General features: G+C 44.2%; 17 protein-coding genes. 6 read left to right on the forward strand and 11 right to left on the reverse strand.

The features are described from left to right. Nucleotides 1-8: 8 nt before the first annotated feature. Nucleotides 9-875 carry a fructosamine kinase family protein gene (locus tag AB4185_RS04975; protein WP_017059601.1) on the reverse strand — a complete coding sequence of 289 codons (867 nt, stop codon included), beginning with the start codon at nt 873-875 and terminating at the stop codon, nt 9-11. Nucleotides 876-1460: 585 nt separating this feature from the next. On the opposite strand from AB4185_RS04975, the gene AB4185_RS04980 reads away from it, so the two are divergent. Then, a complete protein-coding gene (locus AB4185_RS04980) occupies nt 1461-1805 on the forward strand; it encodes a DUF3802 family protein (RefSeq protein WP_010440912.1) in 345 nt (114 codons plus the stop codon). A gap of 107 nt (nt 1806-1912) precedes the next feature. On the opposite strand, the gene AB4185_RS04985 is transcribed toward AB4185_RS04980, so the two are convergent. Next, nucleotides 1913-2398: a C40 family peptidase gene (locus AB4185_RS04985; RefSeq protein WP_372135020.1), complete on the reverse strand. Its 486-nt coding sequence runs from the start codon at nt 2396-2398 to the stop codon at nt 1913-1915. 104 nt (nt 2399-2502) lie between these two features. Here AB4185_RS04985 and AB4185_RS04990 point away from each other — a divergent pair, with 104 nt between their 5' ends. Continuing rightward, nucleotides 2503-4548, forward strand: coding sequence for a methyl-accepting chemotaxis protein (locus AB4185_RS04990; protein WP_372102743.1), 2046 nt, complete (start codon nt 2503-2505; stop codon nt 4546-4548). Between the two features lie 206 nt (nt 4549-4754). Here AB4185_RS04990 and AB4185_RS04995 read toward each other — a convergent pair whose 3' ends face one another. Then, nucleotides 4755-5558, reverse strand: a complete 804-nt coding sequence (locus AB4185_RS04995) for a sterol desaturase family protein (protein ID WP_372135022.1) — start codon at nt 5556-5558, stop codon at nt 4755-4757. Nucleotides 5559-5626: 68 nt separating this feature from the next. On the opposite strand from AB4185_RS04995, the gene AB4185_RS05000 reads away from it, so the two are divergent. Then, the gene (locus AB4185_RS05000) at nt 5627-6373 is read left to right on the forward strand and encodes a tRNA-uridine aminocarboxypropyltransferase (protein ID WP_017080483.1); all 747 of its coding nucleotides are present in this window, start codon (nt 5627-5629) and stop codon (nt 6371-6373) included. Between the two features lie 163 nt (nt 6374-6536). Then, complete coding sequence (gene nagK, locus AB4185_RS05005; protein WP_004733781.1) at nt 6537-7445, forward strand: N-acetylglucosamine kinase; 909 nt, start codon at nt 6537-6539, stop codon at nt 7443-7445. A gap of 188 nt (nt 7446-7633) precedes the next feature. On the opposite strand, the gene AB4185_RS05010 is transcribed toward nagK, so the two are convergent. The 6 genes from AB4185_RS05010 to AB4185_RS05035 all read right to left on the reverse strand — a co-directional run bounded on the left by AB4185_RS05010 (nt 7634) and on the right by AB4185_RS05035 (nt 13006). Further along, nucleotides 7634-7900, reverse strand: coding sequence for a DUF2960 family protein (locus AB4185_RS05010; RefSeq protein ID WP_004733780.1), 267 nt, complete (start codon nt 7898-7900; stop codon nt 7634-7636). Between the two features lie 281 nt (nt 7901-8181). Next, a complete protein-coding gene (locus AB4185_RS05015; RefSeq protein WP_372135024.1) occupies nt 8182-9999 on the reverse strand; it encodes a bifunctional molybdopterin-guanine dinucleotide biosynthesis adaptor protein MobB/molybdopterin molybdotransferase MoeA in 1818 nt (605 codons plus the stop codon). After that, complete coding sequence (gene mobA / locus AB4185_RS05020; protein ID WP_004733776.1) at nt 9999-10583, reverse strand: molybdenum cofactor guanylyltransferase MobA; 585 nt, start codon at nt 10581-10583, stop codon at nt 9999-10001. The genes AB4185_RS05015 and mobA overlap by 1 nt, the downstream gene beginning before the upstream one ends. Next, nucleotides 10561-11280, reverse strand: a complete 720-nt coding sequence (locus tag AB4185_RS05025) for an energy-coupling factor ABC transporter ATP-binding protein (RefSeq protein ID WP_004733775.1) — start codon at nt 11278-11280, stop codon at nt 10561-10563. The genes mobA and AB4185_RS05025 overlap by 23 nt, the downstream gene beginning before the upstream one ends. Before the next feature lie 10 nt (nt 11281-11290). Continuing rightward, on the reverse strand, nt 11291-11989 hold the full coding sequence (locus tag AB4185_RS05030; protein ID WP_102428859.1) for an ABC transporter permease: 699 nt from the start codon (nt 11987-11989) through the stop codon (nt 11291-11293). 210 nt (nt 11990-12199) lie between these two features. Further along, nucleotides 12200-13006 (reverse strand): substrate-binding domain-containing protein, encoded by an 807-nt coding sequence (locus AB4185_RS05035; protein ID WP_017068185.1) that lies wholly within the window; start codon nt 13004-13006, stop codon nt 12200-12202. A 302-nt stretch (nt 13007-13308) separates the two neighbouring features. On the opposite strand from AB4185_RS05035, the gene AB4185_RS05040 reads away from it, so the two are divergent. Continuing rightward, nucleotides 13309-14772 (forward strand): sigma-54 dependent transcriptional regulator, encoded by a 1464-nt coding sequence (locus AB4185_RS05040; RefSeq protein WP_065584417.1) that lies wholly within the window; start codon nt 13309-13311, stop codon nt 14770-14772. Continuing rightward, nucleotides 14762-16789: a cache domain-containing protein gene (locus tag AB4185_RS05045; RefSeq protein WP_372135026.1), complete on the forward strand. Its 2028-nt coding sequence runs from the start codon at nt 14762-14764 to the stop codon at nt 16787-16789. The genes AB4185_RS05040 and AB4185_RS05045 overlap by 11 nt, the downstream gene beginning before the upstream one ends. A gap of 365 nt (nt 16790-17154) precedes the next feature. On the opposite strand, the gene AB4185_RS05050 is transcribed toward AB4185_RS05045, so the two are convergent. Next, nucleotides 17155-18042, reverse strand: a complete 888-nt coding sequence (locus tag AB4185_RS05050) for a mechanosensitive ion channel family protein (protein ID WP_017063876.1) — start codon at nt 18040-18042, stop codon at nt 17155-17157. Nucleotide 18043: 1 nt separating this feature from the next. Continuing rightward, nucleotides 18044-20389, reverse strand: coding sequence for an ATP-binding protein (locus AB4185_RS05055; RefSeq protein ID WP_102428858.1), 2346 nt, complete (start codon nt 20387-20389; stop codon nt 18044-18046). Nucleotides 20390-20746: the final 357 nt, after the last annotated feature.

Genomic DNA, 20746 nt, shown 5'->3' on the forward strand with positions numbered 1-20746 from the left:
AATTGGTATTAAACGGCCTGTATCTTCTGAATGCATGCTTCAGTGTGTGCTAAATATTCGCCGCCAAATTGATTGCAGTGGTTAAGAAGATGGTACAAGTTGTAAATGTCTTTCCGATCAGTATAGCCAACGTCGAGTGGATTGACGCTCTGGTAACCTTCATAAAACTCTTTAGGGAAACCTTCAAACAATTCCGTTAATGCCAAATCGCATTCATGGTCCCCCCAGTAACAAGCCGGGTCGTAACAGATTGGCCCAAAGGCTGAATTTGCTACATTGCCATTCCAAAGATCCCCATGAAGCAAAGAAGGGCGAGGGTTGTGGCCAGCAAGACGCATATTCACCACATCAACGATGTCATCGATATCACCAAACTCGATGCCTTTCTCTTTGAGCAGTTGCAGTTGGAAACCAATGCGTTGCTCAGAGAAAAAGCGACCCCATTTCTTATGCCAAGGGTTGGGTTGAAGTGTGCTGCCGATATAGTTGTCTTGGTCGCAACCAAACTCTTTTTGCTCGCCCCATTGATGAAGCCGCGCAAGCTGAACGCCGAAATCGAAGCTATTGTTGCCCGTCTCGAGCGGTTTGGTCGGCAAGTAATTCAGAATAATGAACGAGCACTCTTTGGTTTTGCCAATAAGCACCAACTCAGGAACGTAAACAGTGGAGGTTTCTCTTAACAAGCGTAAGTTCTCAGCTTCAATTTCAAACTTAGGTAAAAATTCTCGCTGATTCACTTTCACAAAGTAACGCTCATTACCATCGCTGATCATATAGCAATCGTTAATGTCGCCACCAGAAACCTTGGTACGTTCAGTAATCTGAAAGTTAAATAGAAGAGTATCTGAAAGTTGTTGAGAAATGGCCTGCCACATAGGAAATCCTCAAAGACTGAAAGTTAAAAAGATTGAAGGTTAGAAATACTGTTTGTTTAATAGCAATAGTTTAGGATAAATCTGAACAATTTATAGACGCACTCGTCAATGTTCTTAGCTCTTCTTCATCTTACGTAGAATCAATTGGCCGAATTGTGAACTCGAACTGATTCAAGCTCTTTGAAATACAAACATAAATTGAAAACCTGACGTGATGAAATAGTTTGGAACTGGTCTCACAATCGAAACGGTTTTGAACGCCACAAACTGGAAAAGAGGTTTGAGCTTGTTATTGTCTAGCGACTAAATCAAATGAGCTTTTAGAGTAAGTTGAAAGGGCTATTGTTAACTGGCGCAATACTTTGCTTCAAAGTTTGTCTTACACTTCTTTAGCGTGAATTTACTTATGTCGTAAGTAGGCAGGTATACCACATAAAGCTATATCGATTTAATTTTAAGCTGAAATACTAACTAGGATCATTTAAATGTGGTTTTGGGCAATAAAGTGATGACAAATAGCTTCATTTACATAGTATTAGGCAAGTACGTATTAATCTGCTCTAGAGCTTAAAACGGAGAATTATTGTGGTTGTAGAAACCGATGGCTATTTGGCTTTAATCGAGCACCTATCATTCAACCTTGATGTGTTTACCAATAGTAATGGTGATACTGGAAACGAAAGTGTCGAAGACATTGTTACCGACATGATTTCAACAAACATCATGGCTATTTTCGAGCAAAACCCAGAGTTGCATTCGAGCGTTCGTTTTCAACTTTTGAAAGAAGCAGATGCCGTAGTAGCGGATCTTGGTGAAGTATTAGCGGGTGTGTGGGCTAAGAAAGCGACTAACGAACAAATTGTATTCCTCGATGAGTACATCGCGTTAGTGAAGAACCTGTTTGATACTGCTGTTGCTAAATACGATTAACGGTTTGTTTGCTCATTTATCGTCGTAATTAATCAGCATAATAACAACGGGCGTTTAAGTCGTATCTTTCTAGAGTTACCTCGCTCAGCGGTTTATCTTTCGAACCGCTATAAACGCCTAAAGTGCCAAAACTTGGATGCCCAGTAAGGGTTATCTAACCTAGAAATAATGACACCTTTCGATGTCGAGGCATGTAGAAATTGGTTGTTTCCTAAATAAATGCCTACATGTCGCACCGTCATCGAAGTCTTGAAAAACACCAAGTCACCGCTTGTTGCCTGCCCATACGCAATTTCTTTTCCCTTTTTACTCTGGTCTTTTGTGGTTCTTGGTAGAGCTTGTTGAGTCGCATTTTGCACGGCGATTTGAACAAAAGCAGAGCAATCTATACCTCGAAATGAGGTCCCACCGAAATGGTATGGCACGCCTTTCCACTGTTCATACACGCTCATATAAGCGTTTGTAGTCAATTGTTCTGACTTTGATAGGGGTTTCTGTGCGGTTTGACTAAGCTGAGAAGGCGAAGGTGACGAGCTACAAGCAGCCAATGTTGCTAAAGTTATTGTAACTACAGCCATTTTTCTGATTTTCATATGTAACTCTTCTGACAAAAAACTGAAATAAAAACGTCATCAAGGACTTCTAGTATACGACCTAACTTAAGGATATCTCTTTTCGTAGTCAAACTGGATTTCACATGCCCGACACAAATTTATCAATAAAACCCTCACGTTATACATTCTCGCTCATTCAAACCGTCACTGCTGTATTTATTTCCATTCTTTTACTTGTTACTTTTTTATCAATGGTTAGCATTCGGGGCGTTGAACGGGTCGGGGGACATTTTGATGCACTCTCGGAACAAGCATTACCCCTTGCTCTACATAACGCCGAATTAACGCAAAGCGTATTAGAACAAGTAAAACTTCTCACTTACAGCACCCAATCAACCGACTTAGATACACTGAATGCCACAAGGGGCTCAATTGACCAACTCGCTACAGAGAGCAATACCACGCTAGAGGAACTCCTTTTTATCTCCCAATCTTTTCCTGATGCAATCTCTTTAGAGCAACAACAAAACCTTGTCGATGACATGGCGCAACTGCAAACCATGACCAACACGGTACTGCTGGCACAGATCGAAATTCAAAGTAAGCAAAATCTGATCGACAGTAAAATGGGCGAGTTCCGTTATGGCGTTGGATCTATCGGACCAGAAATGAATCGAATCAGCTCATTCTTGGTTGAAGACAACCCAGAAGCGAGCGATGCAGCGAACCGATTCACATCCAGTGCGTCTGCTATGGCGAACACCTTCTTGATGTTGATGATGCAACCTGACATTGATAAAGCACAAGACGAATACCGTCAATTGAGAAACCGAATCGCAGGCCTTAACTTGGCTTACAGCGATTTTGCCGATTGGCATCCAGACATCGTTGAGTTCGCGAGCTTGACGGCGCCTTACGAGATGGTGAAAGAAGGCTTTACCGAAGAAGGCGTGATCAAACAGATCCTCTTGAAACTCGAACTGGTTCAGCAGCAAGAGCAAAACTTAACGCAAGTCATTAACTTAGCGAACACCGTCATTAGCACATTGAATCAGCTGTCTTCCACCGCTTCCCACCTGATTGATGAAAGTGAACTGGTTGTAAATCAAACCATCACCAATATTGATCGTGTGTTGTTTATCAGCGGGCTAGTGATTGCCGTAATCATTGTGATTTCATGGTTCGTGTTACGCCGTTGGATGAATAAAGGGCTTAAAAACATAACTCAACAGTTGAGTTCACTGGCAGATCATGACTTCTCTAAACAGAGTGAATTACTGGGGCCGCTAGAGCTGCAAGTTATTACTTCAAAACTCAATACGGTCGTTGATTCAACCGCAGATTCGGTTCGTTTAGTAACGCGCAACTGTGAGACGCTTTATCAAACGGCAGAAGTAAGCCACGACGCTGCAGAGCAAACCAATTCGAGCTTGAACGAGCAGAACGAATCACTTCAGAATATGATCACCACCATTACGGAGCTGGAAGCATCGATTGGTGAGATTGCTCGTATCTCTAACGCATCGAACGACGATGCTCAAATAGCAGAAGATGAGTCAGTGAATGGCAGCCAAGTGGTTGGCCTTAACCAACAACGATTACAAGCACTTGAGCACTCTCTTAGCATGAGTGAAGAGTCGATGGCTGACTTGGATGGTCGAGTGAAACAGATTCGTGAAATGGTCGACATGATCAGTGGTATCGCTGAAAACACCAACTTATTGGCACTGAACGCTGCGATAGAAGCGGCGCGAGCAGGTGAACAAGGTCGAGGTTTTGCGGTAGTTGCAGACGAAGTGCGTAAATTGGCGAGCGGCACATCCCAGCAAACCACCAATATTCGTAGCATGATGAACGAACTAGTAGCGGCAGCAGATCGCTCACGTGCTTCTGTAACGGAATCGAGAAGTGAGATGGCCAATGCACTGGAAACCAGTGGCGATGTAAGACAAGCCTTCGAGAAAATCGAATTTGCGGTTAGCCAGATCAAAGGGCGTGTTGAGCAAATCATGGTGGCTACCGAAGAACAAGCTCGTGCAACTGTCGATGTTACCCATTCAATCACTCGAGTATCTGAGCAGGGCGAGAATACTAAGCTGCAACTTGAATCTATGATCGAGAGTTCAGAGCAAGTCGGAGAGATAGCAGGGCACCAACAAGCCATGCTTCATAAGTACGTGCTGAAATAGACGAGCGTGATAGTTAAGCTAGTGTGCGAAAGAGTTTAAGCACTAGCAGTACTTAATCATTAACTACGCTTATAACGACTATCGATACAGAAGCGCCCTTAAGTTCTCACAAGAATCTAAGGGCGTTTTGTTTTCGGATTAAGATAACTTTGGTATTAAGCTAAGGTTGGTCTCAATATAAGCTTGAGACTCAACTGAATTCGAACTTAATCTTTCGTTGTCGGGAATCGTGCAAATGGCTGACGTAACATTAAATCTAGCCGTTGCTCTTTACCATCTTGAATCTCGGGAACACCAATATGCACCTTGTCATGACCAAGCTTGGGTTGGGCGCGGTAAGTCTTAAACCAGATGTCCCACACTGATAAAAAGAAGCCAAAGTTTGAGTGCGTTTCCTTAACAATGACTGAGTGATGAACGCGGTGCATGTCTGGTGTCACAACCACTTTTCTCAATCGTTTATCGAACCATAGCGGAAGACGTGCATTACTGTGGTTAAACATCGCACTCGCATTAAGAACAATTTCAAATATCACGACCGCAATGACAGGCACACCAAGTGCGATCACCAAACTCACTTTGATGAGCATTGAAAGAATCATCTCAATAGGGTGAAAGCGCGTTCCGGTTGTGACATCAATATCTAGGTCCGCATGGTGAACTCGATGTAGCTTCCACAACCAAGGAACACGGTGAAACACCAAGTGCTGCAGGTAAATGGCGCAATCTAACAGTAATACGCAGACCAGAATGGTGAGTTCTTTCGGAAGTGACAGGGTATTGAACAGACCCCATTGGTTTTCTTGCGCAATGACCGCCGCTTGGAATGCTGCAATAGGAATCAGAGTGGCTAATAGAAAGCTGTTCAAAGCGACCAGCGCAAAGTTGTTTCCCCAACGAAACCACTTGTTTTGAGTCAGTGTTTTACGCGGAAAACGGTATTCCCAAAGCGCACACAATCCAAAAACGACAATAAAACAAACAAGGCGAAGCAGTGATGGGTCTTGCATGGGAATTCCTTCTATCATTCTAAGGACACTGTAAGTACAATCGTGCCACTTTTCTAGAGTTATCGTTATTGTCCATGAGAATCCACGCTTTTCACCGTTTATATCAACATCGTTTATCCATTGCTACCAAACCGTTTAATGCGCGCGGGTGTAAAGTCGTGCGATGTGAATTCTGCAAAATCAAACAAGACAGCTGTATCTGTGAGCATCAACCTAACGTTGATACGAACGTCGCGACTATGTTGATCTTGTCAGACAACGAAATCTTAAAGCCAAGTAATACCGGCCGTTTGATTGTTGATACGGTTAAAGACAGTTACGCCTACCTTTGGCATCGTACTGAGCCAAATCAAGAGATGTTGGATGTCCTCAAAGATGACAAATACCAACCTGTGATCGTATTCCCTGAAGACTATACCGACGACAAAACGCGCGTAGTTCAAGATCTGCCACAAATGCGTGACCCAAACAAAACACTATTGCTGATTTTCATTGATGGCAGTTGGCGCGAAGCACGACGTATCTTCCGTCGCTCAGAGTATCTGCAAGATTTACCGGTGTTGTCGATTGAGCCGGAATCGGTTTCTCAATACATGATGCGTAAGTCAGACAACGAACAACATCTATCAACGGCCGAAGTAGCGAGCTTAGTTTTGAAACAAGCCGGTGAAGAACAGGGCGCTAAGACTTTACAGCTATGGTTTGAAGCATTTCGTGAAAGCTACATGTTGAGTAAGACGCGTTATAAGTCCGATCCAACCAAACCAAGCCTGAATGCTTTCATAGAGCATACTAAAAGTGAGACGTCACTCTAACCTTTAACCGCTTTGTGCTGACTTGTTGTTCAAACAGATTCGAACACGAGATAAGTTTGTTATCTATCACGGTTTGTAGGGGGAGTGTTATGGATAATGCTTCCTAGTTGTTTAATTTAAAAATTTTATTTGCCCGAATTTAGGGAAAAATTGGAGAGATTTCATGTATTACGGCTTTGATGTTGGCGGCACAAAAATTGAGTTTGGTGCGTTCAATGAAAAACTTGAGCGAGTAGCAACCGAACGCGTACCAACGCCTACTGAAGATTATCAACTGCTACTTGATACGATTGCCGGTTTGGTAAAAAAATACGATAGCGAATTCTCTTGCGAAGGCAAAATTGGCCTTGGTCTTCCAGGCATGGAAGATGCGGACGACGGCACTATGCTTGTTGTTAACGTACCGGCTTCAACAGGTAAGCCATTACGCAAAGACTTAGAAGCGCTGATTGGTCGTAGTGTTAAAATCGAGAACGATGCGAACTGTTTTGCGCTGTCTGAAGCGTGGGATGATGAATTGAAAGATGAACCATCAGTAGCTGGCCTAATTCTAGGTACTGGTTTTGGTGGTGGTTTGGTTTTTGATGGCAAAGTATTTTCAGGACGTAACCACGTTGCTGGCGAGCTCGGCCATATGCGTCTTCCTATTGATGCATGGTTCCACCTTGGCGACAACGCACCGTTACTAGGCTGTGGTTGTGGCAAGAAAGGTTGTTTAGACAGCTACCTATCTGGTCGCGGCTTTGAACTGATTTATGAGCACTACTTCGGTGAGAAAAAGAAAGCGATTGAAATCATCCAAGCGTACAACGAAGGCGAAGCAAAAGCAGCTGAACACGTTGACCGTTTCATGGAACTATTGGCTATCTGTTTCGCAAACCTATTTACTGCACTTGACCCGCATGTTGTAGCACTAGGTGGTGGACTTTCAAACTTCGAACTTATCTACGAAGAGATGCCAAAGCGTGTTCCTAAATACCTATTGTCTGTAGCGAAATGTCCAAAGATCATCAAAGCGAAGCACGGTGATTCAGGTGGCGTTCGTGGCGCAGCATTCCTTAACATTAAGTAATCATTACTTACCGTTAAGCTAATTAAGGTTAGATAGTTAAAAGCATAAATAAAAATGCCGCAATCTCAAAAGAGGTTGCGGCATTTTTTATTGTTCGGTGTTTCCGTTTCTTTAGCTCTTAACTTCTTAGCTCTCAAGTGCAAACGAAAAGCAAGAAACTACAGAACGAGAAAAAGAAGCCAGAGGGCTTACTTCTTCTTTTTACCAACACCAAGGTTGTCTTTTTGCTTCAACGTAAGCTTAGTAAAGCCAAGCTTGCGGAAATAGTTGTCTTGGTAGTTACGAACCGCTTTAGTATCAGAAATAAACTCAAGCTGTTGCTCAGTTTTTAGGTACTCAGTGATGTCGATACCTTCGGCTGCAGCTACAGCTTCTTGGATCGTGCGGTGTTCTTGTTTCGAAAACAGTAACTCTTTGTCTTCGTCTTTGTAAGTGTACAGAATGGTACGAGCCATGATGCTCTCCAATAGAATTATTACTTTGCGCGCACTCTACATAAAAACAGTACGTGGCTCAAGGTTATGATAAGAAATCTTAAGATTATCGTTCTAACGTTTAGCGTAATTTAAGCTATTTGTCTTTTAGGCAACGAACAGGTTGTCTTTCACGAAACGAAAAGAACAAAAAGCCCCTTAACATCGAAAGCTCGATAGAAGGGGCTTCGTCTATGTCTTAGCAATGAGCTTCTAAGTCAATTAAAAAGCAGCTAAGTCAATTTAGGTGTTTGAGCTTTGAATCAAACACGACCTTGCAGAGGAATGATCGTCACTGTCTCGCCAACTTTCACAGTATCAACTGCTGGAGAGATTTCGATTAAGCAGTTCGCTTCACTCATTGAACGCAGAATACCTGACCCTTGCTTGCCCGTTGTTTTCACTTCAAGCACGCCAGATTCATTCATCGAGAACACACCACGGCTAAATTCAGTACGGCCTTGGCGTGAGCGCAGTTGTTCAGTTGCTACAGCATTTGCTTTTACTGGTGTCCAGTTCGTTTGACCTTGAAGCTTGCGGATCGCAGGCTCAACAAAGTTAATGAACGACACCATCACAGCAACAGGGTTACCCGGTAAACCAAAGAACGGCTTGTTCTCAATCTTACCGTAAGCCAATGGGCGACCTGGACGCATGTTGATACGCCAGAAGTTGATTTCACCCAGTTTATCTAACGCAAGCTTGATGTAATCCGCATCACCAACAGACACACCACCAGAAGTCAAAACCATATCGGTTTCAAGCGACGCAGAATGCAGCACATCCATCATCTTCTGCTCATCATCTTCAATGATGCCGTAATCGACGATGTCACAGCCGAGCTTTTGAAGCATGCCGATAATAGTAAAACGATTTGAGTCATAGATAGAGTTTGGTTTTTGCTCGTGACCCGGCGCTTGAACTTCATCACCCGTAGAGAACACACCCACTTTCACTTTACGCAGAACAGGGCAGGTACTAAAACCTAACGACGCCATCATGCCCATTTCTGGCGCTTCAATGCGTGTGCCACGTGTAAAGACAGGTTGGCCGATTTCTAAATCTTCACCTGCCATACGGACATTTTGTCCAACCGAGATTTTAGCATCAGGGAAGCTAACTTTATCGCCATCTTGGACGGCTTGTTCACGCATCACGACAACATCAACGCCTTCTGGCATTGGTGCGCCGGTCATGATTTTAACGGCTTCACCTTGTTGCACGATTTGCTCGTAGCTGTGACCCGCCATGACTTCAGCAACGATGTTGTAACTGTCCAATTCTAGATCTTCACTACGAATTGCATAACCGTCCATTGCAGAGTTGGTATTCTGAGGAACGTTGATTGGCGAAATCACATCTTCAGCCAGCACGCGGCCGTAGCCTTGCAGTAATTCAACACTCTCTGTGAGATCGAGTGCGTCAATGCTATCAACAATCTTTTGTTGGCCTTGAGTAACGGTTAAACCTGCAGGAGAGAACGAATCACAACAAACAGCTGGCGCTGCGTCTTTTGAAGGTGAGCATGACACGGCTCTGCCTGTTGTAGAGACAAGGTCAAAGGACTGCGCGTAATCGATGATGAAATCACGAATCGCTTCTAAGTCGCTGATCGCCATTTGTGGCAGCTCTGATTCAACTTGGCTGCCTGCCGCGATAGCAATAATGTTGTTATCGTTTGGATATAACCAAGGTTTGCCCACTTCATCTCGGTGCAGTTCAATTTTAGGGAAGGCGATGTTCTTACAGCCTTCAACCAAAATCAGATCAAGCGTGTTGGTATCAAATCGAGTCAGCAGGTAATAAAAATCTGCTTCGGCTTCTGGTGTTTCTGTCATCATCACGTGACGATTACGAGAAGCAATCAACATTTGGTTCGCGCCCGCTTTACGTAAGCGGTAACTGTCTTTACCCGGCTTATCGACATCAAAATCGTGGTGAGCATGTTTTAACACGCCAACTTTTAAACCCGCATCAGTCAACAGAGGAAGCAGGGCTTCAAGTACGGTCGTTTTGCCTGTACCGCTATAAGCAGCAAAGCCCAATAAAGGAAGGTTAGGGCGTTGTTTAGAATCTTTCATTATTGAAGCGTTCCGAATTGGGTGAGTTCTTCTGGCGTGTTGAGATTAACAAAGCAGTTAGGAGAATCGCTGAAATCAACGTATTCGGTAACACACTCTTTGTATAGCAAGATGATTTTACGATCACCACGTTCCAAAAACGCTTCTAACTTTGGTAGAACACGTTTGTGGAATAGGGTGAATACAGGTTGCTTAAATTCGCCATCATGCGCGACAAGAATGTCGCTGTCTTCTTTAACTGCAGAACAAAAACGCTCAACAAGGTCGTCACTGATTTGTGGGCTGTCGCAAGGGACAAAGCCGACCCAGTCTGTACTCGCGTTTTTAAGGCCAGCATGAATGCCGCCCAATGGACCTGGATAGTCAGGGAAGGAATCGGAAACAACCGGAGCAAATGCTTGGTAACTGTCTAAGTTACGGTTGGCATTGATAGTGATGCTGACATCTTGCTGTGACAGCTTGTTTATAACGTATTGAATAAGCGGAGAACCGTTGAGCTCAACAAGTCCTTTATCTTTTCCGCCCATGCGGCTGGCCTGTCCGCCAGCCAAAATAACCCAACTAGTTTGCGTTGGAAGCAGCATAAATATTCTCTTGTGCTTTATCTTTCTGAATAACTTGCAGAAGCGGCGATTCGGTCAAAGTATTGTCTTTGATCCACCACTGCTTCTTACATAAATCGGTTAACGCGTTAGTTTGGTGACTGGTGATGACTAAACTCGCGCCTCTTTGAAGAAGATCTTCGGCCATTATCACCAATCTTTCAATAGATTCTTTGTCTAAAGAAGCACTTGGTTCATCCATAAGCAAGATTGAAGGCTTAAGAATCCAAGCTCGAGCCATTGCTACGCGTTGACGCTCACCACCAGACAACACAGAAATGTGTTCATCTGCCAAGGTTTCTAAACCTACCATTCTCAATGCATTAATTATTTGAGCTCGCTTATCTTTTTGGCTCTCTTTGTTAAAGCGAATGCCATAAGCGACATTTTGGTACACCGAACCATCAAAAAGATAGGGGGTTTGATGCAGGTAGATAATGTCTTTGAACTTGAGCCTAGGGAATAAGATCTGCTGCCAGCTTTGTGTCGGAGACTGAATGCGGCCAGAGCTGGGCTGAATCAATCCAGACAATATTTTAAGTAGGGTCGTTTTACCCACACCATTATCTCCTTTGAGATAAATGGCATCGTTGGGGCCGATCGACAATTCGGGAATATGGAACAAAACACGCTCTTTGTAGCGCATTGAAATTTGCTGCGTTGTTATTTTTATACTCATGACAGCGTTCCTAAGTTCTTAAATAGCCTTTTCCTCTCACACTGGAAAGGAAAAAGTTAAGGGCTAATGCCAATGCTAATAACACCATACCGAGGGCGACGCCTTGAGCGAATGCGCCTTTGTGGCTTTCCATAGCGATAGCTGTTGGGATGTTTCTTGTCATCCCCATAATGTTGCCACCGACCATCATTGAACAACCAACCTCAGTGACGATACGAGAGAAGGCAGCGATAGTTGCAGCTAAAAGAGGGAAGCGCGTTTCCCAAATTAACGTACACGCCACACGAGTCGTTGATACGCCAAGCGTGCGCGCCGTTTCAACCGCTCGGCGGTCACTGGCCTGCAGAGCGCCGTGCATCATCGCGACTAGGATTGGGAAACAGATCACCATTTGACCTAGAATCATCGCCTTTTGGGTGAACAGTAATTCCCAATCACCTAACGGGCCAGAGCGAGAGAGCATCATGTACATCAACAAACCGATAACCACGGTTGGGATAGCTTGCAGGGTGTTGATCACCGATAATAATGCCCACTTCCCGGGGAACTCGGTATAAGCCAATAAGAAAGCCATGATGATTGCAGGAATAATCACTAATGAGATGGCGGACAAAGATACGCTGAAAGATACCGCGACGATTTTCCACAATTCGTGGTCAAAACTCACTAGTAGGTTCATTGCATCAATCGTTGTTTGCCATAGGGTCATGAAGTATCTCGTGTGAATCGATAATAGGTCTTTATCGGTAATGACTGATGTTAATCATAGCTGACACAATATTATTGAGCCTATATTGGCCAGCTATTGTTTCTTTAAATGCTTCAGTTAACTGGTTAGTTAAACGTAGTGCTAATTGGAATTAGTACTTACAACAAACCATTCTCAGCTTGTTATAAACGAATCTACGCTGACGAAAAACTACTCTGCGCTCGCTACAAACAGCTGTTTGCCATGCAGTTTAAAGTCGTTAATCAGTTTCTGACCTTTAGGGTTCACCAACCAATCACTGAATACTTTCGCTGCTTGGTAGTTAATGCTTGGGTAGCGCTCTGGGTTAACAAGGATTACTTGGTAAGGGTTGAATAGGTTCTTGTCACCTTGGAAAAGGATTTTAAGATCCAGTTTGTTTTGGTAAGCCAACCATGTGCCACGGTCTGTCATGGTGTAGCCTTGCATTTCAGACGCCATGTTCAGAGTAGGGCCCATGCCTTGACCAACACTGCGGTAGCCACCAAAGTTTGGTTCCATTTTGGTCTGTGCCCAAATGCCCATCTCTTTCTTGTGCGTGCCTGAATCGTCACCACGAGACACAAACGTCGCGTTGTTGGTTGCGATTGCTTTGAATACATCAGCTACAGCTTTTTGAGATTCAATTTTTGCTGGGTCACTTTGAGGGCCCACAATCACAAAGTCGTTGTACATCAGCTTACGAGGTAAAACGCCGTAGCCTTTTTCTACGAAATTCGCTTCAGCTTTTGGTGCGTGAGTCATTACCAAATCAACATCACCATTTTCGCCCATGCGAAGTGATTTACCGGTACCCGCAGCTAGAACATCAACCTTGATACCAGAATCTTTTTCGAACTCAGGCAATAAGTAGTCCAGTAGACCAGAGTGATAAGTACTTGTGGTTGTCGCCAACTTAATATGAGTGGTGTCTTCCGCGCTGCTAGCCGTGTAACTGACGATAGATAGAGCTGCAATAGTTAGGGGAATTGCTTTCATTATTATTATGTCCATTCTGTTATAAATGAATGACATGCCTTCAATTTTAAAGGGCTCAAAGAGGGCATGTGAATAAGACGCTAATTGTTGTAATTAGAAATCTACACCTTATAAGCAATCTTAATGCCAACAAATAATGCATCAGATTTCTTTAAATTGCTGTTATTTCGGACAAAACTGAGTCTTTTACCCCGTTAAAATGAATCAAAACATGAGCTAGGACAAAATGTCGCACATTGTCCCTGTTGGAGAAAAGGTTAATTGGTACACTCTGTCCCAACTTTTCTCACCGGCTAATCATTATGTCTTTACCTAGTTCATCTGCATCCAATCTCAACCCGAACACATTGACTCAGTATCAGGCCTTTTCCGTTTTGGTCGTCGATGATGAATTGGGTATGCAGGCTATCTTAAAGAAAGCACTAGGTAAGTTCTTTGGCAAGGTGTCGAGCGCAGGATCGGTTGAAGAGGCTGAAACGCTGCGTTCGAGCGAACATTTTGATCTGATTGTCCTTGATATCAACCTACCAGGCCGCTCTGGCATTGAGTGGGAAGAGGCGTTTAACGACAACGACAAACGCGCCGATGTGATTTTCATGACGGGTTATGCCGATCTAGAGATGACCATATCCGCGCTTAAGCTTGGTGCTTCAGATTTTATTCTTAAGCCGTTCAACCTCGAACAGATGATACAAGCGGTTCTGCGTTGTATGGATAAGCGACTCGACCAAAGAATGCAGTACGCGTTGAAGCGTGATGTGAGTCGTCATATCAAGACTGAACTGATTGGCAATTCAGACAAGACCAAACAACTTAAATTGCTGATCAGTCAATTTGCACCGTCTCGAGCGTCCGTCTTGATAGAAGGTGAGTCGGGTACCGGCAAAGAGCTGGTTGCTCGTGGTGTACATGAAGCCAGTAAACGCACAGGTCCATTTGTGCCAATCAACTGTGGTGCGATTGCTCCAGAGCTTCTAGAAAGTGAACTGTTTGGACATACATCAGGCGCATTTACTGGTGCGAAGAAAAACCGTGAAGGTCTTTTCCGAGTCGCAAGTGGTGGCACCTTGTTCCTTGATGAAATTGGTGAAATGCCACTGCCAATGCAAGCTGCATTGCTACGCGTGTTAGAGCAAAGAACCATTCGTCCAGTCGGTAACGAAAAGGAAATTTCCGTTGACGTACGAGTGGTGGCGGCGACCAACCGAAATCTTCAAGAAGAGGTCGATAAAGGGCACTTCCGCCGCGATCTGTTCTACCGACTCAATGTACTTAAGATTGATGTGGTGCCATTGAGAGAGCGCCCGTCAGACCTGATTGAACTTGTTCCATACTTTACTCGTCTTTTATCGAGCGAGCTTGGCATGCCAGTTCCAAATTGGGCACATGAAGATATCTTGGCGTTGAACGAATACGAATGGCCGGGAAATATTCGTGAACTTAAAAACTTAGTCGAACGATGCATTCTTTTAGACAAGCCACCAGCACACTATTGGCGCGAGATTAATGGTGATCCTGTTCCCGCTAGCATTTCAGTGACGGTGTCACATGGTGCGGAAATGCCAAACTTGAATAATGCAGACGCTGCCGAGGGTTATCCAAACACTTGGACACTCAAAGAAGTAGAAAAATCTCATATAGAACAGCTGGTTAGTTTTCATGATGGCAATAAATCGGCAGCTGCAAGAGATCTTGGCGTCGCACGTAAAACGCTAGAGCGTAAGTACAAAGATTGGAACACAGAAGGCTCTGAATATGCCGATTAGACGTCGTTGGTGGTCAAAGTGGGCGTTCCGATTCAAAACCATGGTTCGCTACCGATTATTATTCCTAACATCAGCTCCGATCATTCTGACCTTGTGCGCGCTTGTGGCTATCACACTGTATTGGTCAATACGTTACACGTGGCAGGGCGCTCTGATTGATGTTGATGAACGCTTGGATGTTGCCGATAACAGTATTCACCTGATCCAAAATCAGCAAGCATACAACGTTCGTGCGTTCGCCGAGTCTTATAACTTTCGAACCAAACTCGCGAGTGATCTTTCACACGAAGAGCTAACTCGCTGGGTGTCTGAGAACAAATCTCGCTATGAGCTCGATTTTCTGCGCTGGCGCAGTGTCGAGAGCATGGAAAAGAAACTCGAATATCTAAACTTAACTCACAAGCCTTCATTTTTCAGTGTCTTAAGCCGTAATGAACTCAATTATCTCGATCGTGACCTCGCTAAAAAAGCGGAAGTTCCGATGCTCAACGGGCAAGAGGTCGAGACTCGCGGATTGGTAAGCCGAACCGTTGTATCCATCAAAGATGAACATGATCATTTGATTGGTTTTCTGGATGGTGGGATCTTACTGAATAACAGTACTCAACTTGTTGACCAAATCAGTAACCTTATCTATCCACAACGAGAAGGTTTTAATCGTCATATTGGTACGGTCACGGTCTTCCTTGATGATCTTCGTGTCAGCACCAACGTGCCTTTGAGCAGTGAAGACAGTGTAGGGCGCGCCATTGGTACACGTGTTTCTCACGAGGTTCACTCGAAAGTCTTGAATGAAGGTAAAGAGTGGCTAGATCGAGCGTATGTTTACGATGCTTGGTACATCACAGCTTACCAACCAATCCATGACCAGTTTAATAATGTGATCGGCATGCTTTACACCGGTTATTTGATTTGGCCGTTGATAGAAACCTACTTGACCAACCTTGGCGAAATTAGCATTACCATTGTGTTGCTGTTGTTGGCATCCGGTTTGATCGTTCACCGTGGCGCACGTGATCTTTTCAACCCAATCGAACGCATTCATAAGGTCGTCAAGCTAGTCCAGATGGGGCAAGACAAGCGAATTGGTACGCTAGGTTTGGATGATCAACACGAACTGACACTGCTCGCTAAACAATTCGACAAGATGTTGGATCTACTGCACGAGCGCAATCAAGAGATTCAACAAGCGGCGTCTGAACTTGAGTGCAAAGTGCATTCTCGTACCGCGAGTTTGAAAGAGAAAACTGAAGAACTCGAACTGCACATCAAGCTTCTCAATCAAGCCAGAGATAAGCTGGTGGTCAATGAAAAACTGGCCGCGTTAGGTGAATTAACGGCAGGTATTGCTCATGAGATCAATAACCCAACCGCCGTGATTCTTGGCAACGTTGAACTGATGAAGTTTGAACTGGGCGATGAAGTGAGCCGTGTAGATGAGGAAGTCCACGCGATCATGGAGCAGATTGACCGAATTCGAAATATCACACGAAGCCTGCTTCAATACAGCCGTCACGGCGGCGTACAAGACGAAATTACGTGGCAACATATCAACCCAATAGTGGATGAAAGTATTACGCTCGTAAAAACAGGTGCGAAGAAGAAAGGCATTGTGTACGTATCGCAGCTGAACGCTAAAACCTCAGTCGAGGTCAATCGAAACCAATTGCTACAGATTCTGGTTAACCTACAAATGAACGCGATTCATGCAATGGACGGTCAGGGCACGTTAACCATTTCGAGTGAAGACTGGGTTGAAAATGGTGTGTCTCATGGCGCTATCGTTCATGTTCAAGATGAAGGCTGCGGTATTAAGGAAGAACAACTGAAACGTATCTTCTCGCCTTTCTATACCACCAAACGAGATGGCACGGGCTTAGGGTTGTCAGTATCTCAGAGTATCTTGAGCCAAACTGGCGGCGAGATCCGAGTTGAATCTGAGGTAGGTAAGGGAAGTTGCTTTAGTATCTATCTTCAACAGAAAGCGACACCTCAATTGCTTGTATCAAACCTATAAGTTCTAAGAACTCATTCACTGATATTATCATCTGATAATATTTCTAACGCGCTTGGGCTATTACACGAACGTTTTAGCCCAAGCACGAAAATTCCGCACTACTAATCTATCGCAAACCAAATCTCAACTCGCTGCAAATGAAGTGCTGCAGGCCTCACAATCGCTCGCAGAAGACAGTCAGAAAATGGCGAACACCACAGAGCACCTTACTGAGCAATTGAAATACTTTAAGGTTTAGCCTAAATACAACTGAGCTGAAGATAAAAAGCCCATAAAAAACACCTCCGCACTTGAGATAAGTTCGGAGGTGTTTTTATTTATGGTTAGTCATTTGCTATAAGAAACTAACGTCAAAAGCATCAAGCCTAATGCGCTGCCACTGAAATCTTCGGTGGGTTGATGTTGTGCTTCTTAAACTCTTTCATCACACGCAGGGTAATGTCGGTTTCAAACAGCTTCTCATACGCAGTATCCACAACATAAGCCTTACAGGTTAGCTGTATCGCTAGGTAGTTATCGGTAATCGTCTGTTTAACCAAAACCGTGACAGGCTTCGGTAAGTGGATGTAACGACTCGAAGACGCAGCTTCTTGAATTAAGTCACGGGCTAGGGTGATGTCTTCATCCATACCGACGTAAAACGGAATCACCACCTGCATGTCCAACGCACCGTAGTTACCACTGGTGGTCACTTCATTTAAGAACTTGTTGTTAGGAATGGTAATGATGTCATCGTTCAGCGTTCTCATTCGCACTGAACGCAAACCGATGGTAATGATATCTCCGTAGTTGCCTTCGAACGTGACGCGGTCACCAACTTGAAAGGGTCTATCAATCATTACCGTGATGCCCGCGATGAATGAAGCTGCCAAATCTTTAAGCGCAAAGCCGACTGACACGGCGAGGGTACCACCAATCAAAGCCAGTATTTGGTCGTTGATTCTAAAGCTCATCATGAACACGATAAGACCGGTGCTCACATAGATGAAGAACTGAGTAAACGACTGCAGTTTTTGTAGTAGCATTCGATATTGCACGAACTGACTACCAAAGCTGGTCACTAACGAGTTGATGAACTTAAGCAATAACCACATCGCAGCAATAACGATCATGGAGAAGAACACGCCGCTCCATCGCACAAGGCTCGCTATTTTAGAGATGTTTTCTACGTTAGCTAACTCTTCCGTCGCAAAGGTCGGGAAACTGACAGCACTTGCCAAGCCAACAAATAGTAGGATAAATAACTTCTTCATTTTACTTCACCAGTAGATGTTGACGGTCGAGAACGTTCGTAATATGGCGGAACCAGTGCTCAGAAATCCGAGCCTTTTCTTCATGCCAACCAATATAACCACGGCTTTCAAAGTAACGCAGAATCCCCGTTATCTCTGCCGTGCTCAGCTGTGTACATTCAGACAATACTTCCGGAGAAGCGATTTCCAGTTGTACGATAGAACGAAGTACAGCCAGCATAGGTTTCGGCATATTTTCCAGCTCCTGGGCTTCAGGAACATGGAACAGACGCACCACTGCTTGATCTGTCTCTTTGTTTCGGTTCAAAGAGAGTCGGAAGAAACGCAGCGCAACGGTAGGGTTGCCATCAGAATAGTGCCACAAAATTCGATAGAAACCTTGGCGTGCACGTTCTTCTTCACTCATATCATCTTGGTCCCATTGCTTAGGGACTACTAAACCATCAAAAGACAACGGCTTCTCAAGCTCCGTATTGATACGGCTATTTAGAAGTTCACCCACTTGTTTCTCTGTCCAACGCGGAAGGAAACACACCAAGTCAAACAGCAAACGTTCGCCACGCGCTCTATCCACAAATCGCCAGCTTGATTTGGCGATCGATATCACGACACGGTGGTTCTTTTTAGAACGACGCAGAAGGTTGGTCAAACGAATCAAATCAGACAGGCCACCGACCATTGGTTGCACCAGTCGTTGTGCGTTATCAATCGCGATAAGGTAAGTGGTATTGCTCTTACGAAGATGCGCTAATATTTGAATTTCAGTCGCTTCTTCGTCCAAGCCAATGCTCACGGCTAAATGCGCTAAAAGCTCTTGGTAACCCGCATAAGGGCAACTCACGTATACAGGCTCAGCGTTAGAGACTTTGTGCAGTAAGGTATATAGCAGCGTTGTCGCGCCGACACCACGTTCGCCAGACACAATACAGATAGCCGGGCTGTCTGACATTAAGTAGCGTGATAACTGCTTAATTTCATCTCCCGCGTAATCTATCAACGTACTGTCGATATTACCCGGAAGAATGTATTCATAGGTTTGATCGCCTTTGATTCGAACCAAGTTTTGCTGATTCTTATCAAGGTCAGACTGTTTAGCAACTTCAATTCTAAATAGATAAGCTAAGGCCTGGCTAAACAAAGTGTAATTGGATAGCAGGGCCATAATTCGATGTTGAAAGTTGTAAACACTCAACCACACGATGCCAATGGCCGTCGCCAATATATTAAGTAAGAAGGTATCCTTGCGGTTTACTGCCCAATTCACCCAAACCGGGCGATCAGAGATGTGTTGCAACGTATCGAAGACCTTCGCTCTCCATAGTCTGAGAACTGAGATCGTGACCAGCACAAACCAGAAAAACAGAGCGCTGTAAATCCAGCTGTAAATCGTACCTTTGCCTAGCGTAATACTTGATATCTGGAGAATCACACCCGCAACGATGAAGCTCCACACGTAACGACGAATAGTCGATAGGCGTAGTGCTATCACTTCTTGATTTGATGTACGACCTAAACGGTAGGCAAATTCCAAAATAAAGCTGATGGCAATCGAACCACCTAGAATCCACCAAGTGAAGATCTCCAGGAAAATCAAATGTTGAAGACTAGGGATACTAGAAAGCACTCTCAATGACAATGTGATGGCAATTAGCCAAGCAATCGCACGATCAGCGCGGCTGATATACCAAATCACGCGAACCAGAAAAGGAGGGTTCGTTTTCGCTTCAAGAAAGTTAATTCGAAACAGTTCAATCAAGCGGGTGCTGTTGGCAAGCCACCACACTAAACCGAAGTAGATGAATAACACTTTTAGTGAGGCACCAATCACTGGCACTGGCGAAATAAAGATGTCTTTAACAAGCGCTTTAAAGCTACGAATTTGGAAATAAACAAGATACTCAATGTTGAGCTTGGTTAATTCCCACTCTTGCTTAAATTGAGTTACGCCGTAGGGGCCAAAACCCGTTAGGCGCTCTTTATTAGCGGAATTCGTCTGCTCTAACAGGTGTTGCTTGCTCACATTCAAGCTATTCAAAGTGACGTAACTGGTTTGAACGGCAAACCATTGATCGGCGTCGTTGTTCGCTCTGTAGGCTTTTATCTGTTGCTCGAAGGTTTTGATTTCCTGCTTTTGAACTTGTAGCACTTCAGCGAGCAATATATTGACTTGGCGTCTGTCCGACGGTTCCATAAAGAGGGGGTCGGGTAACGAATCAATTCGATCATCGAGATCAACAGCAGAATCGGATACCTGCGGCTGAGATTGTAAGTCATATTCCAAGTTGGCATGACTAGGCCAAGAGAGAATGGCCAAAGTGAGGATTAAGAAGCGCGATAGTGAACGCATAAAAGTCTCTTAGAATTATGAGGTTAGGATTACTATAGTTAGATAATCTGACTTTGTGAAATCCAACCCCGTGTCGGGGGCGAGTACTTTATTCCTGTTTCGAGCGATTTTGTCATGAAATTGTCAGGGATTAGGCTAGTATTTGAGCATCTTTATTATGTCTTCTGTTGCGTTGATCGGGTTGGCTTTTACTGTGACCAATCAGCATACGATATATTCAATGGTTGGCATGATTTGGGACGTTATATACCGCCCATTATGGTGCGCTGTTCGATACTTTGTTTTTCCTTAAAATCGACGGTTTTACGGCGATAAATAGAAAACCAAAAATGTGAGTCAGTTCAAACTATGATTTGG

Source organism: Vibrio sp. 10N.286.48.F5 (assembly GCF_041469785.1).
Lineage (GTDB): Bacteria > Pseudomonadota > Gammaproteobacteria > Enterobacterales > Vibrionaceae > Vibrio > Vibrio crassostreae_C.